The 13339-nt window shown below is 70.5% G+C and carries 18 protein-coding genes; 1 reads left to right on the top strand and 17 read right to left on the bottom strand.

The window, feature by feature from the left end:
- Positions 1-24 precede the first annotated feature (24 nt).
- The 16 genes from ACIF8S_RS28600 to ACIF8S_RS28675 form a co-directional block, all read right to left on the bottom strand.
- On the bottom strand, positions 25-549 hold the full coding sequence (locus ACIF8S_RS28600; protein WP_400002879.1) for a hypothetical protein: 525 nt from the start codon (positions 547-549) through the stop codon (positions 25-27).
- A 137-nt stretch (positions 550-686) separates the two neighbouring features.
- Positions 687-1520 carry an IPT/TIG domain-containing protein gene (locus ACIF8S_RS28605; protein WP_400002881.1) on the bottom strand — a complete coding sequence of 278 codons (834 nt, stop codon included), beginning with the start codon at positions 1518-1520 and terminating at the stop codon, positions 687-689.
- Between the two features lie 73 nt (positions 1521-1593).
- Positions 1594-2019, bottom strand: coding sequence for a hypothetical protein (locus tag ACIF8S_RS28610; RefSeq protein ID WP_400002883.1), 426 nt, complete (start codon positions 2017-2019; stop codon positions 1594-1596).
- Positions 2019-2303 (bottom strand): hypothetical protein, encoded by a 285-nt coding sequence (locus tag ACIF8S_RS28615; RefSeq protein ID WP_400002884.1) that lies wholly within the window; start codon positions 2301-2303, stop codon positions 2019-2021. The genes ACIF8S_RS28610 and ACIF8S_RS28615 overlap by 1 nt, the downstream gene beginning before the upstream one ends.
- 40 nt (positions 2304-2343) lie before the next feature.
- Positions 2344-2874 carry a hypothetical protein gene (locus ACIF8S_RS28620; RefSeq protein ID WP_400002886.1) on the bottom strand — a complete coding sequence of 177 codons (531 nt, stop codon included), beginning with the start codon at positions 2872-2874 and terminating at the stop codon, positions 2344-2346.
- A complete protein-coding gene (locus ACIF8S_RS28625) occupies positions 2874-3206 on the bottom strand; it encodes a hypothetical protein (protein ID WP_400002887.1) in 333 nt (110 codons plus the stop codon). Before ACIF8S_RS28625 ends, ACIF8S_RS28620 begins: the two co-directional genes overlap by 1 nt.
- A 15-nt stretch (positions 3207-3221) precedes the next feature.
- The gene (locus tag ACIF8S_RS28630) at positions 3222-4082 is read right to left on the bottom strand and encodes a hypothetical protein (protein ID WP_400002889.1); all 861 of its coding nucleotides are present in this window, start codon (positions 4080-4082) and stop codon (positions 3222-3224) included.
- An 11-nt stretch (positions 4083-4093) separates the two neighbouring features.
- Positions 4094-4639 (bottom strand): hypothetical protein, encoded by a 546-nt coding sequence (locus ACIF8S_RS28635; protein WP_400002891.1) that lies wholly within the window; start codon positions 4637-4639, stop codon positions 4094-4096.
- Positions 4640-4794: 155 nt separating this feature from the next.
- Positions 4795-5256 (bottom strand): IPT/TIG domain-containing protein, encoded by a 462-nt coding sequence (locus ACIF8S_RS28640; RefSeq protein ID WP_400002893.1) that lies wholly within the window; start codon positions 5254-5256, stop codon positions 4795-4797.
- Positions 5257-5413: 157 nt separating this feature from the next.
- Positions 5414-6154: a hypothetical protein gene (locus ACIF8S_RS28645; RefSeq protein ID WP_400002895.1), complete on the bottom strand. Its 741-nt coding sequence runs from the start codon at positions 6152-6154 to the stop codon at positions 5414-5416.
- A 38-nt stretch (positions 6155-6192) separates the two neighbouring features.
- The gene (locus ACIF8S_RS28650) at positions 6193-7440 is read right to left on the bottom strand and encodes a hypothetical protein (protein ID WP_400002897.1); all 1248 of its coding nucleotides are present in this window, start codon (positions 7438-7440) and stop codon (positions 6193-6195) included.
- Positions 7437-7712 carry a hypothetical protein gene (locus ACIF8S_RS28655; protein WP_400002899.1) on the bottom strand — a complete coding sequence of 92 codons (276 nt, stop codon included), beginning with the start codon at positions 7710-7712 and terminating at the stop codon, positions 7437-7439. The genes ACIF8S_RS28650 and ACIF8S_RS28655 overlap by 4 nt, the downstream gene beginning before the upstream one ends.
- An 85-nt stretch (positions 7713-7797) precedes the next feature.
- The gene (locus ACIF8S_RS28660; RefSeq protein ID WP_400002901.1) at positions 7798-9087 is read right to left on the bottom strand and encodes a phage major capsid protein; all 1290 of its coding nucleotides are present in this window, start codon (positions 9085-9087) and stop codon (positions 7798-7800) included.
- Between the two features lie 224 nt (positions 9088-9311).
- The gene (locus ACIF8S_RS28665) at positions 9312-11174 is read right to left on the bottom strand and encodes an NUDIX domain-containing protein (RefSeq protein ID WP_400002902.1); all 1863 of its coding nucleotides are present in this window, start codon (positions 11172-11174) and stop codon (positions 9312-9314) included.
- Between the two features lie 146 nt (positions 11175-11320).
- Entirely contained in the window at positions 11321-11533 is a 213-nt protein-coding gene (locus tag ACIF8S_RS28670) for a hypothetical protein (RefSeq protein ID WP_400002904.1), read from the bottom strand.
- Positions 11534-11545: 12 nt separating this feature from the next.
- Positions 11546-12184, bottom strand: a complete 639-nt coding sequence (locus ACIF8S_RS28675; protein ID WP_400002906.1) for a hypothetical protein — start codon at positions 12182-12184, stop codon at positions 11546-11548.
- A gap of 238 nt (positions 12185-12422) precedes the next feature.
- Here ACIF8S_RS28675 and ACIF8S_RS28680 point away from each other — a divergent pair, with 238 nt between their 5' ends.
- Entirely contained in the window at positions 12423-13010 is a 588-nt protein-coding gene (locus ACIF8S_RS28680; RefSeq protein WP_400002907.1) for a hypothetical protein, read from the top strand.
- 52 nt (positions 13011-13062) lie between these two features.
- On the opposite strand, the gene ACIF8S_RS28685 is transcribed toward ACIF8S_RS28680, so the two are convergent.
- Complete coding sequence (locus tag ACIF8S_RS28685; protein WP_400002909.1) at positions 13063-13335, bottom strand: hypothetical protein; 273 nt, start codon at positions 13333-13335, stop codon at positions 13063-13065.
- Positions 13336-13339 lie beyond the last annotated feature (4 nt).

Raw genomic sequence — 13339 nt, forward strand, 5'->3', positions numbered from 1 at the left:
GCGGCAGGCCGTCGACGAGGGAGATCAGTCGTCGGAGTCCGAGGAACTCGGGTTGTCCGGGACGAAGCCAGACGCGTCGGGCGTCGACGCGGTGGTAGCGGGAGAGGTCGGATTCGACGTCTGCGAATCGCTCGCGGAGGAGTCGCCCAACCGAAAGAGCTTTCCCAGCTCGACCCCGTAGACCTTGGCCAGGCCGGTCGTCAGGCGGACGTAGTCGCCGATGGTCGGGCGCTGCTTGAGGAACTCCTCGTGCTGATCGCCCAGGAGGATGCCGTAGGTCTCTCGGATCGCCTCGAGGAACTTCCGGGGCAGGGTCGGGCGCCGGAACAGGGCGTTGACAACTTCCTTGACGCCGGCGTCGCCTTCGGTCGACTCGATTACCTCGCAGAGGAGGCTCACCAGCCCGAGCTCGTCGGAGAGGATCGGGTCGAGGGATTCGGCGGGGAGCTCCGCCGGGAAGATGAACTGTTCTCCGCCGAGCCGTACCGGGATGCCGTCGGGGTACTGAACCTCGCGGCGTTCGGCGTCCAGGTCGATGACGAACGACATGTGCGTGACCTCTTCGTGAGTGCGTAGCTGGGTTGCCGGGTGTGGCAGCGCGCGGACAGTGGCAGCGCTGCGTGGCTTGTGTCGCGGCCTGCGGCCGCCCCTGCCTCACTGGGCGGGAGGAGCGGCCGCGGGCCTGGTCACGCGTAGGTGAAGCCGTCGGTCTTGGTGGCGTCGCCGCCCGCCGCGACGACGACGACGTCCACCGCGCCCGCCGATCCGGAAGGGCTGATGACGGACAGCTCGGTGTCGTTCTGGACGACCAGGCCGGTGCCCGGCTTGGTCCCGAAGTTCACGGCGGTGACGCCGCTCAGGTCGGCGCCGGTGATCGTGACGGTCGTGCCGCCCGCGGCCGGGCCGTTCGTCGGGCTGATGGCCGTGATCGTCGGTACCGGCGGCTGGAAGGCCGGGTCGTCGGTGATGACGTACCAGGCATCGGTGTCGTCGCCGCCCTGGACGGCCAGGCGCAGCGGCAGGACGGACTCCTTGGTCTTGGCGAGGTCCTTGGAGACGCCTTCCATCTGCATGGTCCGCGGGACCATGTAGCGGTAGTGCTTGCCGCCGTCGATGACCTCGATCACCGCGGCGATCTCGGTGCGGCCGCCGACGCGAGGCGGGGCGAACTTGAAGTGCTTCGGGCCGCCGCCGGACGGGGTGACGACGGTGATGGAGCCACCGCCGTACACGGCCTTGAAGTTGCGGCCGGACCACTGCTGCAGGTCGACCTCGATGGTCGCCGCGTCCTGCGTCTGGAAGGTGCGGGTCGGGTAGTACGACTGCGCACTACGGACCTGCTCGAAGTTCGGCTCAGCGTTGAACTTCAGGCTGTCCTCGGTGAACAGGCCGACGGTGAACCAGCCCTCGGGCATCGGCGACGTGGCGTCCTCCGGGGCCGGGGTGCCGACGGGCGCGAGCCACACCCGGCTGAGCTGGGGGATGAGAATCTCGTTGTTGTTCGTGGTCTCGCCAGCCATGGCGGGCTTCTCCTTGGTGTCCGGTGCTAGGGCGCGGACACCTTGGAGAGCCGGGGTGGTTAACGTCGCGTCGTCACGGATGCACGGTGAGGGAGAGGTTCATGACCCACTTGGGTTGGCCTCCGACGAGCGGTGACCACAGCAGCAGCCCGGACGGCTTGATACCGCTGAGGACCGGCCGGCCGGGGACGTGGGGCGCCTCGCCGAGTTCCTGAGCGGCCTGGGCGCAGCGCAACAGGATCCGCCGGAGTTCGGCCTTGCCCGGCCATCCGCCCGGGTCGCCGTACGCCTCGAGCGTGACCTCCGGGGAGATGGCCCATGTCATGTCCCGCAGGTCTCCGCCGGGGCCGTGGTCGATGCGCAAGTGCGGCCAGGGTGCCTCGATGAGTCCGGACACGCGGCCGGGGCCGCCGAGCGCGTCGGCGACCGCCGGGTGTTTCTGCAGCCAGGCGAGGAGCGCGGAGACCGGATCCGCGTCCGCCAGGGTCAGCTCGCTCATCAGACCTGGGTGGCGTAGCCCTGGCGACGCAGCCGGCGGGCGTAGTCCGGAGAGACGAGGATGTGGGCGCCCGGCCGGTAGTCGGTGCCGTCGATGGTGAGGTGGTGCGAGAGCTTGACCCTGACCGGGTCGGCTCCCGCAACCGGGGCGGGGCCGACGACCGCTTCGGAGGTCTCGGCCGGGTTGCGTGCGGGCCGGGCCGGGGCGGTCTCGGTGACGGGCTCGGTGGACTCTTCCGCCGCGGCGGCCGCGGCGGGCTTCTTGGTGGTGGGGTTCGTAGCCATGACGCGCACTGTGCGCACGCACACGGCTTGTGTCGCGTGGTTACCGGCGGGCGGCGACGATGGCGGCCGCACGGGACATGAAGAACGTGCCCTCTGCGACCAGGTTGCCCGGGTAGACGGTGCCCACTTCGGCCTCCACCACCTTGGGGGCCTGCACGGACACGGTGACCGTGACCTTCTTTCCCGCGACGACGGGCGGACCGGTGTTGATGCGCCGGGCGATGCCGTCGGGGTCCCGGTGCGTGCTGCAGCGGCAGTTCTTGAGGTTGGCGATGGCCCGGGAGCTGCGGTCGCGCGGTTCGGTCATGTAGGTGTGCGGGCCGACACCGCGGTGCTCCATGTCCCAGCGCATGGAGTTCAGCTCGAAGCGCAGGTTCCCCGGCACTTCCTGACCCTGGGCCAGGACGTGGGTGGGGCGGACGTGGTCGTCGCCCATCGTCACCCACCGCTTCACGGGCGGGGCGAGGCGCTTGGCCTCGACCTCGACCTGGCGGGCGATGCGCTGCACGGCGGGGGCCAGCATCCGGGCGAGCTGCTCCTCCAGGCCGGGCACGGGGGTGAACTTGGCCATTACGGCACCTCGGGAGGGTTGAGGGTGGCGGTGGCCTGGACGTAGTCGGCATCCGGGCAGCCGGGTACCGCGTGGTTGCGGGTGCTCGTCAGCGTCCAGGACCGGCCGGTCTCGTCGGAGATGGTGTCGCCCTCCTTGATCGGCCAGGCTCGGGGGTCGAGCCGCACCGACCATGAGGCGTCGGGTTGCTCGAGTACAGACCCGGGCCAGGGCCCGCGCGGGGCAGGCTTCTGGTTCGGGTTCGGCGGTACGGGTACGCCGTTGGCGTCGCGCTCCCACGGGTGGTCGAGCACGTACACCGTGAGCATGGCGTTCGGCAGGACGACGGCCACGGTCGGCAGCTCCCCTCAGCGGCGCCGGTAGGCGCTGTGGGAGGAGTACGGCCACGGCGCGCGGACAGGGCGGTTCAGCGGCTGAAACAGGCGGCGTTTCCAGCGGGAGAGGCTGTCGAGAGTCGGCAGCGCACCGGCCTGGCCGGCGGTCGGCTCGGCCGCGTAGGAGATCGACTGCCCCTCCGCGCTGACGGAGGCGACGCGGCGGCCCTGAGCGCCGACACCGCCAGGCCGGTTGCGTTCGGACTCGGCGGCGTGGGTGGTCACGTACCGGACGACCGCGTCGTTCGCGGCCCCGTCGAACCCGACGAGGAAGTCGACGTCGTAGGTGCCATCCTCGCGCAGCCGGTAGGCGGAGACCTGCACCAGGTCGTCGGCGTCGAACGGCCACGAGTCGGCGTCCTCAAGTCGCTCGTCGCCGCCCAGGTAGGGCGCGAGGCCGGTGCGGGTGACGAGCTGGGGGATGACGGGCCGGCCGAGGTAGGCGACGACGTCAGCCTGCGCCTTGCGGATGGCGGTCAGCAGGTCGTCGCGCTGCTCCGCGGTGAGTGGGAGCGGGACACCGAGTTCCTTGGCGACGGCCTCGGGAGAGGTGACGAGGCCCAGCCCGAGGGGCAGGTCCAGGCGGACGGCCTGGTCCTTGACGGGCTGGGCTCCCTCGCTTGGGGTGAAGGCGACGGTGGCCCAGTAGCGGCCGGGCGGCACGTCCGGCAGGGCGAACCGGTACACCCCGGCCCGCAGCCGGGTGGCGGGTCCGCTCGCTCCCACGACAGTGGTGCGGTCGGGCCCGTCGTACAGGGTCAGGCTGGTCACCTGCCCTCCGGCCGGTTCGGGGTCGTAGTGCGCCCCGCCGTACATGGGCTGGTAGTCGAACACCCCCGGTCTCCTTACTGCTCGTTGGCGGCGTCGGCCTGGGCGGCGAGCCGCTGGGCCTGGGCTTCCAGCCGCTCCCGGATGCGCGCGGCGACGCTCTCGGAGAGGTGAGCGCCGGCGGGCTGCAGGAGGCGGTGGACGGGGTTGCGGTGCGGTCCGAGGAACGTCCGCTCGACGAGGCGGACGGTGCACACCAGGACGGAGCCGTACTCGGTGAGGGGCCGGAACACGGCGTCCACATCGGTCGGAGGCTGCTTGGTGGCGTCGTCGAGGATGACCTCGGAGAGGTTGGCGTCGTCGGGGATGACCTCGGTCGGTGAGGCGTACGCAGGCTCGGCGGGGGCCGCCGGGGGCTCCTGCACGGCCGGGGGCTCGAGCGGGGCCGCGTCGGGCGCCTGCGGGGTGCTGTCAGCCGGGACCTTGTCCTTGGCCCCGGGCGTGGTGTCCTCGGTGGTCGCCGGGGTGTCGCCGCCCTCGGGCGTGGTCTCCTCGGCCGTCGCGGCGCTCTCGGCAGCGGCCTTGGAGGCTGCGGTCTTGCGGGTTCGGGTGGTGCCTGCCATGGGTGGCTCCCTCTCGGGGTGTCGGTCCGGTCGGCGCGCACCCTGCACGCTGGGCGGCGCTTGTGTCGCGTCCTACCTCGAGCGGGCTGGCAAGGGCGTACGTCGTTCGCGGGTGGCCCCTACGCCCCGTGCGGAGGGGCCACCCGCTGTGTCGGTCAGGAGTAGGTGAAGCCGCCGTTCTTCGTGACGTTGCCGGAGTCGGCCGCCACGACGACGTTGACGGCGCCGGCCACACCGGCGGGAGTCTTCACGCGCAGCTCGGTGTCGGAGATGCGCCGCAGGTCGGTGCCCGGGGTGGAGCCGAAGTTCACCGCGGTCACACCGGCGAGCCGGGTGCCCTTGATCGTGACGGTGGTGCCGCCCGCGGCCGGGCCGGTGGTCGGGCTGATGGTCGTCACGGTCGCGGCCGGAGTGAAGAGACGGTCGATCTCGGACTGGGGGACGACGGTTCCGGCCTGGTAGAGCAGGTGGCGCCGGGAACCTTCGGGACGCCCGTCACCGGGCCCGTAGGGCTTCGTCTCGTACACGTCCGCGGTGACGCGCATCGGGGTGTCCGGGACGGCGGAGGCGGGGAACGCCGCCTTCGTGATGAGGGTCCCGTCTTCCTTGTAGAGCATGGGCTGGGGTCCTTCCTGGGGTCGGTGGCCGGCGCAGGATGCGGCACCGCGCTGGCTTGAGTCGCGCGCTGTTGGGCGAGGGGGCCGCTTGCACAATTGGGCAAGAATGATCTTGGTGTCGTCCGGCACGGATCCGGTGCCGGGTGACCTTGAGGGGTTACGGCCTTCCGCTGCGGAACTGCTTGCCGGGCCCGCGGCGGCGCGCGTCCTGGGCGCTCTGCAGCTCGCTGAACCGCTTGTCGCCCTGCTTCTTCCGCAGGTGCTTGATGTTGTTCGCTGCGATCCCGACCTTCTGCGGGCCCAGCACGGACACCAGGCACCCCTGCTCGGCCCGTGAGGCGTATCCGGCCTCGGCCAGGGACTCCTCGTCGGGGAAGATGTCGACGTGCCGCTCCACGGTCACGTCGACCAGGTGGTCCTCCCGGCCTCCCAGCGAGTACACCCACTTGAAGTTGTCCGGCGGGTCCGGTTCGACGACCTCACGGAACAGGCTGACGCTCTTGGTGTACGCGTAGAAACGAACGGCCGGCGACGCCCGCATGATCCGCAGCCACGCCTCGGTGTACTCCCGGGAGAAGAAGTCGCCGGCGTCATGGACGCGGACCCAGCGGTCTTGGTACCGCTTGTGCTGCAGCTCGGCAGTCATCTGCGCTTCCCAGCCGGGGAGATCGTCCAGCACCATCATCAGGTTCGCCTCGTGCCGGGCCTTGACGCTCGGGAACCGGTAGGTGCCCTGCCGCGCGTAGCAGAGCGGAGCGCACACCCCAGCTGAGGGGCATGTGTTGTAGTTGCGGCCGTCGGGCAGGGTCCCGGCCCACGCCGGGATGGACCAGTTCCATATGCCCTGCCGCCGTAGGTCACTGTTCTGGGTGAGTAGCCACCGTGGTTTCTCAGTCATGCCCGGACCGTGGGCTTCCCGGGCGGCTTGCGTCGCGTTCAGAGGACCCGCAGGTCGTCCCAGCCGTCCGGGCCGACGCTGAACACGAGCAGGCCGGACGTGGACACCTCGCCGGAGCGGACGGCGTACCAGTCGCTGCCGTTGTCGAGGGTGGGGGCCTGAATCCACAGCCGGCCGTTGCCCATCTGCTGGGCGCGGAAGTGGTGATAGTGGCCGGTGATGAGGATGTCGGCGTCCGCGACGGGCTGGCGGCCGAAGGTCTGCCCGCGCCACCAGTCGCCCGCCTTCTCGGGGCGCGGGTACTGGTGGCCGTGGGCCAGGCCGACGATGCGCCCGGCGATGTCGAGACTGACGGTGTCCCGCCACCGTTCCGGCATGACGAACGAGACGTGCCCGTAGGCGTCTTCGTTGCGGGCGTAGGCGTCGGCGATCTGGGACATGACCTCGATGCCCCAGTCGTCGACGGGCGGGCCGACGGCGTCCTTGCCGCGGCGGACGCGGCCGTGGTTGGAGCCGCAGGTGGCCGCGACGACGCGGCCGAACTTCCCGGCGAGGCGGTCCAGGCCCTCGAAGGTGATGCGCCGGTGGACGCGGACCATCTCGGTCAGGGTCAGGTCGTTGGTGAACGCCTGCTGCGTCGTGTTCTCGAATCCCTCGACGCAGTCGCCGGCGTCGGCCCAGTACGCGACGGTTGGGGCGCGGCCGATGGCCTTGAGGTCTCGGATGTGGTCGTCCAGCCGGTCGAAGCGGTCGGCGACCCGGGCGATGAGCTCTGGGGTGCCCCCGTCTCGGCCCACCTTCCCGGCCTGCGCGTCGGCGTAGACGACGACGAGGGCCCGCTCGGCGGTGTCGACGGCCGGGCGGGGCTTGCGGCGGCGGCGCATCGCGTCCCGGACGAGCGTGTCGACGTCGCCGGCGGACATCCATGCGGGCTCGGCCGGTTCGATGACGTACCGGCAGCGCCATACGGCGCGTGTGACGGCGTCGTCGCCCTGGGCGTCGCGGTGCCAGGCGGCCGGGTCGTGCTTGGCCTCCACGAGCCGGACGCGGAACCCCTCGGGGATGGTGAGGCCCATCTCCTCGATGCGCTGCCGCAGTTCGTCGTCCCCCGCCGGTTGCGTCTCGGCAGGCGGGGCGGTGACGACCATCGTGCCGCCCGGCTCGTACCTGACCCCGGACTCCCAGCCGCGCGGCGGGGCCGGGTGGGCGCGCTGCGTCTGGGGGGCCTGGGTCTGTGCGTGGGCGGCAGGCTCGAGGAGTGCCTGCAGGTCGGTCCTCAGGCTCATCGCTCGCACCGGCATCCGTTGGACTCGCCGCGGCGGCGGTGCCGGGCAACGGTGTAGGCGGTGATGGAGTCACCGTGCCGGCTGAGTGTGTCGGCGATGGCTCTGGCGGTGATGCGGTCGTTGTCCAGAGCCTGGCGGAGGGCTGCCGCGTCGCTGGCGTCGGCGGCGTCCAGGAAGGCCCCGACGCTGCACTGGGGTCCTCGGAATGTGGTGGGCGCGGTGGCGAGTGCCTGCAGCTCGTCCGCGAGGCCCAGAGGCTGCTTCTCGATCATCAGCGTCCCTCTTCGTCGTCGTGATGGTGCTACGTGGGAGGGGGCGCACCCGTGGGCCGGGTGCACCCCCTCACTCCGGCGCGGATCAGCCGGTCGGCTGGGTCCAGGTGCCGATGACGAAGGACTCCGGCCGCGGGACCTCGAGCGCCAGGCGCTCGTCGGCGCGGAAGGTGATCAGGCCCTTCTCGTAGTTGTCCGCGTTCTCCGAGGAGACGGTGACGGAGACGGACTCACGGTCGTGGAGCTGGGCGCCCAGCCCGAACGCGCCGATCAGGAAGTCCTCGTCGGCCATGGCCGTGGTTTCGACGACGTTGAGCCTCCACACCTTCTTCTCGGCGCCGATGGCGACGGCGATGGCGACGCGGAAGGCGCCGTTCTTGTCCTCCTCGACCTCGACGTGCTCCCACATCGTCGGGGACAGGACGATGCCGGTCGGGTCGTACTCGGCGAGCAACGCCTTGGTGATCGCGCGCCGGATCTGGACGCTGTACTGGTCGGTCGCGAGACCGGTGTACTGCTGGACGCCCGGGGTGTTGTAGATGCCGGTGAGGGACTGGCCGTCGCCGACGGAGTGGAGCAGGTCCCAGTCCTCGGCGTACTTCACGCCCTCGACCATGCGCGTGTTGATGAAGGTCTTCAGGCGCGGCTCGTCGGACAGGATGTTCTTGTGCGCGTCGAGCAGGTGCGCGACCTCGGCGACCGGGTACATCACCGGGGTCAGCGTCAGCTTGGACCGGGGCGCGCGGCCCCAGGTGTCGGTGTCGGCGCCGGTGGCCGGCGACGTGCCGTCCGCGGCGTACCGCTCCTTGACCTGGCGGGCGGCGTTGGTCCAGCCGGTCTCTCGCGCGCCGTACAGGACGGCGTTCTTGGTGGTGGACTTCGGGAACAGGTCCCGGATGTGGAACTTCCGGAACGGGCGCTCGGCGATGCCGAGGTTCTGCGCGGAGCCGAGGACCTGGTGGGTCACGGTGCCGGCCGAGAGGGAAAAGATGCTCTTGCCCTCGATGTCGGCGCGGATGTACGGCTTGTCACGGAACTGCTGGGCGGTGGCGGTCTTGAAGGAGCCGGACTCGACGAACAGGTCACCGAGGGACTTCTCCTCGATGCCGGGTCGCTGACCGTAGTGCGTGGCCGCGGCCGGCGGCGCGTCGGGGGCCTCGAGGTACTGCTTGACCTCGATCAGGCCCTGCTCGGCGTCGATGAGGCTCTTGATCTCCGCGGCCTCGCTGGAGACCTTCTTGAAGGCCTTCGCCTGCTCGCTGGAGACGACGAACTGGCCGCCGTCCTCGACCTTGAAGGTCTGGCTGATGCGTTCGGCCTCGGCGGACTTGAGCTGGAGTGCCTTCTGCAGTTCCTCGACACGGCTGGTGGGCATTTGGGTGTCTCTCCCTGTGCTGGGTGCGGTTGACGTGCGTCGCTCGCCCGGCCAGCACCGGGACGCCTCAACGCGAGGCGGAATGGAAAAGGCAGTGGGGTGTTAACGTCGCGCGCTGCCCGCTCAGGACGTCAAGAGCGGGCAGCGCATGGGGTTTGACCTGCGGTTTTTGTTATCGGTGGTGAGGGGTGGCCGTGCGGGTTCGGCACGGGCGGGGGTGCAACTCAGCTTCGTAGCGCAGCGAGTGCGGCCTTCACCTCGTTGGGGTCCAGGCGGACGGTGTCGTCCGGTCCGGGGGCAGGTTCGTCGTCGGGGGTTTGGCCGTCGTCCTCCTCGTCTTCGTCGTCGTCGACGGCCAGGTCGTCGTCGAAGGTCTCTTCGTCCCACAGGTCCAGCCCGAGCGGCATGCTTGCCGCGGAACGGTCGGCGGCCGGGGGCGCGTCCTCGTCGACGTCGAGTCCCTTCGCGGACAGGGCGGCGATCAGTTCCCGGACCTTGTCGCGGACGCCCTCGAGCTGCTCGGGTTCGGCGGTGGAGCTGGTGACCCGGGCGGTGGCGTCGGTGAGGGCCCCGACGGTGGGCTTCACGACGCGGGCGTCGACGTCCTCGTCCATGGTGGCGGCGCGGTGGGCGGTCGTTCCTTCCGGCAGCACGATGGTGGCGAGTTCGACGGGCTGCGGCTGGTCCAGCGTGATGTCGCCCTTGGGGGTGACCGTGTACGGGATCGAGTAGTGCATGGTGCGGCGCCCGTCTTCCTCCCCGTGCACGGACACGATGACGCGGTCCGGGTAGGTGCCCTCGATGCATGTCCACGTACCGCCGTCCTGGTCGAGGAGCTCGCGGATCTTGTCGGCGAGGCGGCCGCGGAACTGTTCCTGCGACTCGGGCAGGGCAGCGTTGGGGGACATAGTGAGGGCCTCCAGGTGGGCGATGTGCTTGCTCTTGGCCTCCAGGACCGTGGAGCGGGCGGACTTGTGCTCGATACGGGGCAGGGTGCGGGCGGCTCGTACGGCGGCGGCCGCGGACTTCTCCTCGTCGCCGCCGAGAGCCTGGAAGCGGGCCATCACCTTGTCGGCGAACTCCTTGGCGTGCGGGGTGGAGCCCTTCGGAGCGGGCGCCTGCGGGAGGGCGGCGCCGGCCAGGAGGTCCCACGGGAAGTCGCGGCACTCCGGCCGCAGCAGCGGCATGTCGGGGAGGGCGGTGATGGGCCACCAGGCGGTGACTTCCGTCGCGTCGCCCTTGGGGTCGTCGGGGTTGGCGACGCGGCGTTCCTTGTGCGGGGTGTTGATGGGCACCGACGACTCGGTGGGGACCACGGCGACGAATCCCCGGTAGATGCCGTTCGGGGCGGTCCACGATCCGACGACGCTGGTGCTTCCGGGCAGGGTCGAGCCGGTCTCCTCGGCCCACTCGCGCAGCGCGGCCGCGAGGGGGTCCTCGTCGTCCTCCAGGTGCCCGCCGGGGATCTCCCACATCCCGGCTGCGGGGTCGTCGTCTTCGAGCGCCCGCTGGATCATCAGCAGCCGGCCGGTGTCGGCGGCCTTCACCGCGAGACCCGCGACCTTGATGGCCTTGTCCTTCGGGGACGTGGCGACGTCGATCTCTACGTGGGAGGGCGTGGTCTTGTACTCGAGTCCGCCCGCATCGACGGCGGACTTCACCTCGAGGCTCCGCGTCAGCGGGTGCGCGCCGTGCAGGACGGGCGAGACCTCGTACAGGTCCAGGTGGTGGATGACGCGGACGCCGTCGCCACGGAGGCTGGCGCTGGCCTCGGGCACCCGGTAGCCGATGGAGAACGCCGCCTGCTTGTGCTCGTGCCACTGCCGGACCTGCTCGTAGGCGTCGCGGCCCTGCCGGGTGCGGAGGTTGTAGAGCACCGTGGCGACGAGAGCGCCGGCCTCCGCAGGCCAGTCCTCAAGGTCGGGGATGTCAGCGAAACGGGGGTCGCCGGGCAGCCACTCCTCGCACTCGATGATGACCCCGACGGGGTCCTTCCACCCGTGGTGCCAAACGGTTTTGACGGGGCGGGTGGCCAAAGTGCGGGCGAAGGCGCCGGGCATGATGAGGTCGTTGACCTCGTCGACCACGCCGGTGACGGCGTAGATTGCCCGGCTGGTGCCTCGCTGTGTGGTGCTGGGGCGTGCGGATCTGGACGGTGGAGCAGCGGTCGGCACGGCGGGAAACCTCCGGCGGTGGACAGTGGGCCGCCGGGCACCGTGCCGTCAGTGCGCGCCTACTGTCCTGCGCTGGCCGCTGTGGAGCGCTGGGCCTTGCTCTCGGCTGCGGAGCGGGCCATGGTCCAGCCCTTGGTCCAGTAGCGGTGTCCGAACTGCTGCTCCGCGTCGCCGTACATGTTGTACGGGCAGGCGTCGGAGGGGTCTCCGGCCTCGTACGCGGCCTTGCCTTCGTTGAGCCGGTCCTGGAAGGTCTGGCGGTCGAGCTGCACTCTCGGATCTCCTTACTGGCTCGAGAACATCGGGTCCTGGACGCCGCGGCCGTCGGCTGGCGCCGGGTCGTCCGGCCCGGCCTGGCCGGCGGAGCCGTCGCCCCCTTCGGGCCCGTGCGTGCGGGTCAGCTGCGCCCCGTCCACGTCGGTCGCCCACGCGTCGGCGTCGGTGTAGCGCCACACTTGGCCGTCGCTGTCACGGACCCATCCGGTCAGTGTGCCGTCCGGCGCCTGGTCGAGCCAAGCCTGTTCCCCGCCGCTGCCGCTGTAGGCGGCGAAGGCGTCGTCAGGGTCGGTCTCGTCGCCCTCGCTGTAGAGATCCCCCGCCCAGGGGCGGGAGTCGTCGTCGGGGTGCGCCGGGGCCTCGCTCGGCTCCTGGGGGTTCGCTCCGTCCGGTGGCGCGTCCTCCACCGGAGGCGCCGCCGTGTCGCTCTCCGAGGCGGCGGGTTCCCCTTCGGGAACGGCGGGCGCGGCCGCCGGGTTCTCGGGCAGGTCCTCCTCGTCGGACAGGTCGCTGTCGGAGCCGCCGGGGCCGTCCTCGTCGAGCGAGGCCTCTTCGATGCCCGCGTTCTCCTCGTTCTCGTCGTCTTCCTCCCCGAACGGTTTACCGCCCTGAGGGAGAGCCTTGATGGCGAATCCGTATCTGGTCACGGGCGGAGGATGACGGGCGGAGCCGCTTGTGTCCCTCCGAGAACCGAAGACCGCCGAACTGACGTCTGCCCGTGCATAACGAGTGAGAGGTCACATGCCCCGATCGCCGCGCCCGCGCTTACGTGTACGTCAGTCGCCGCCCCGCCCGCCGATCCGCCCCCGGTCTGCAACACCTCAGTCCGCGCCCGCTTCACGGATACGCAGGGGGCTGCGCTCCGCCCGATCCTGGTACGGCAGCGTGGACTGGGCCAAACACACGACAGTCGTTGCCGCCATGGTTGCCGCTGCAGGTCTCGGGGTGACCGCATGGGGCACGCTCATATCGGCCCGGGTGGCGGAGGACCAGCTCGTGCAGTCCAAGGTGCAGAGCGAGGAACGCACCAGACGGCAGGCAAGTCGCATCACCTACTGGGAGGAGGGGGACGAGGCCACGGTTGTCGCCAACCGGTCCTTGGACCCCGTGAATCTTTATTTGACCGTGAACTACTTCCACGCGGCGGAAGACCCCAATGACGCGGGAAGAGGCCAGGTACTGGTCGCCGTGGGCACTCTGCCGCCGTGCAGCCGACTTGCCATACCTGAAGCCCAGCTGGAGGGAGTCATTCCCAATGAGGAACGGGAAGGCTTCTATGTGTTCTCGGTGTCTGAAATCAGCTTCACCGACACATACGGTCAGCGCTGGACGAGGGATATTGACGGCACCCTCACCCATGGCTGGCCCGAGCTGCCCAACCGGGAGCTTGGTGACGTGCGCGAGTTCATGAAATGGCTAAAGGGCGCGTCACGCAAGATGTCTGCCCTAGATGAGTGCGGGGCAGCAACGTAGGAGCCGCACACGCCTTCAAGATCGTTCTTGCACAATTGTGCAAGCGGCCGGGTCACCGGGGGATATGGGCCTGCCGTGAGGTGCCGGGCCCTTCGTCTATGACGTCGGTGTACTGGCGCAGCACCGCGAGGACGGTCCCCTCATCGTCCCCGGCGACCGTGCGCACGGGCCCGGTCGGGGACAGGGAGACGGGTCCGCCCTGATGCAGCTCAACCAGGGCGGCGGCGCGGTGCGACCCGATCACCGGGCGGTCGGCCCGCCCGGTGATCTGCACTGTGTAGGTCGCCCCGTCATCGAACGCGCCGGTGACGGTGAACGGCATCATGCCC

Source organism: Streptomyces sp. NPDC085937 (assembly GCF_044540535.1).
In the GTDB taxonomy this organism is placed as follows: domain Bacteria; phylum Actinomycetota; class Actinomycetes; order Streptomycetales; family Streptomycetaceae; genus Streptomyces.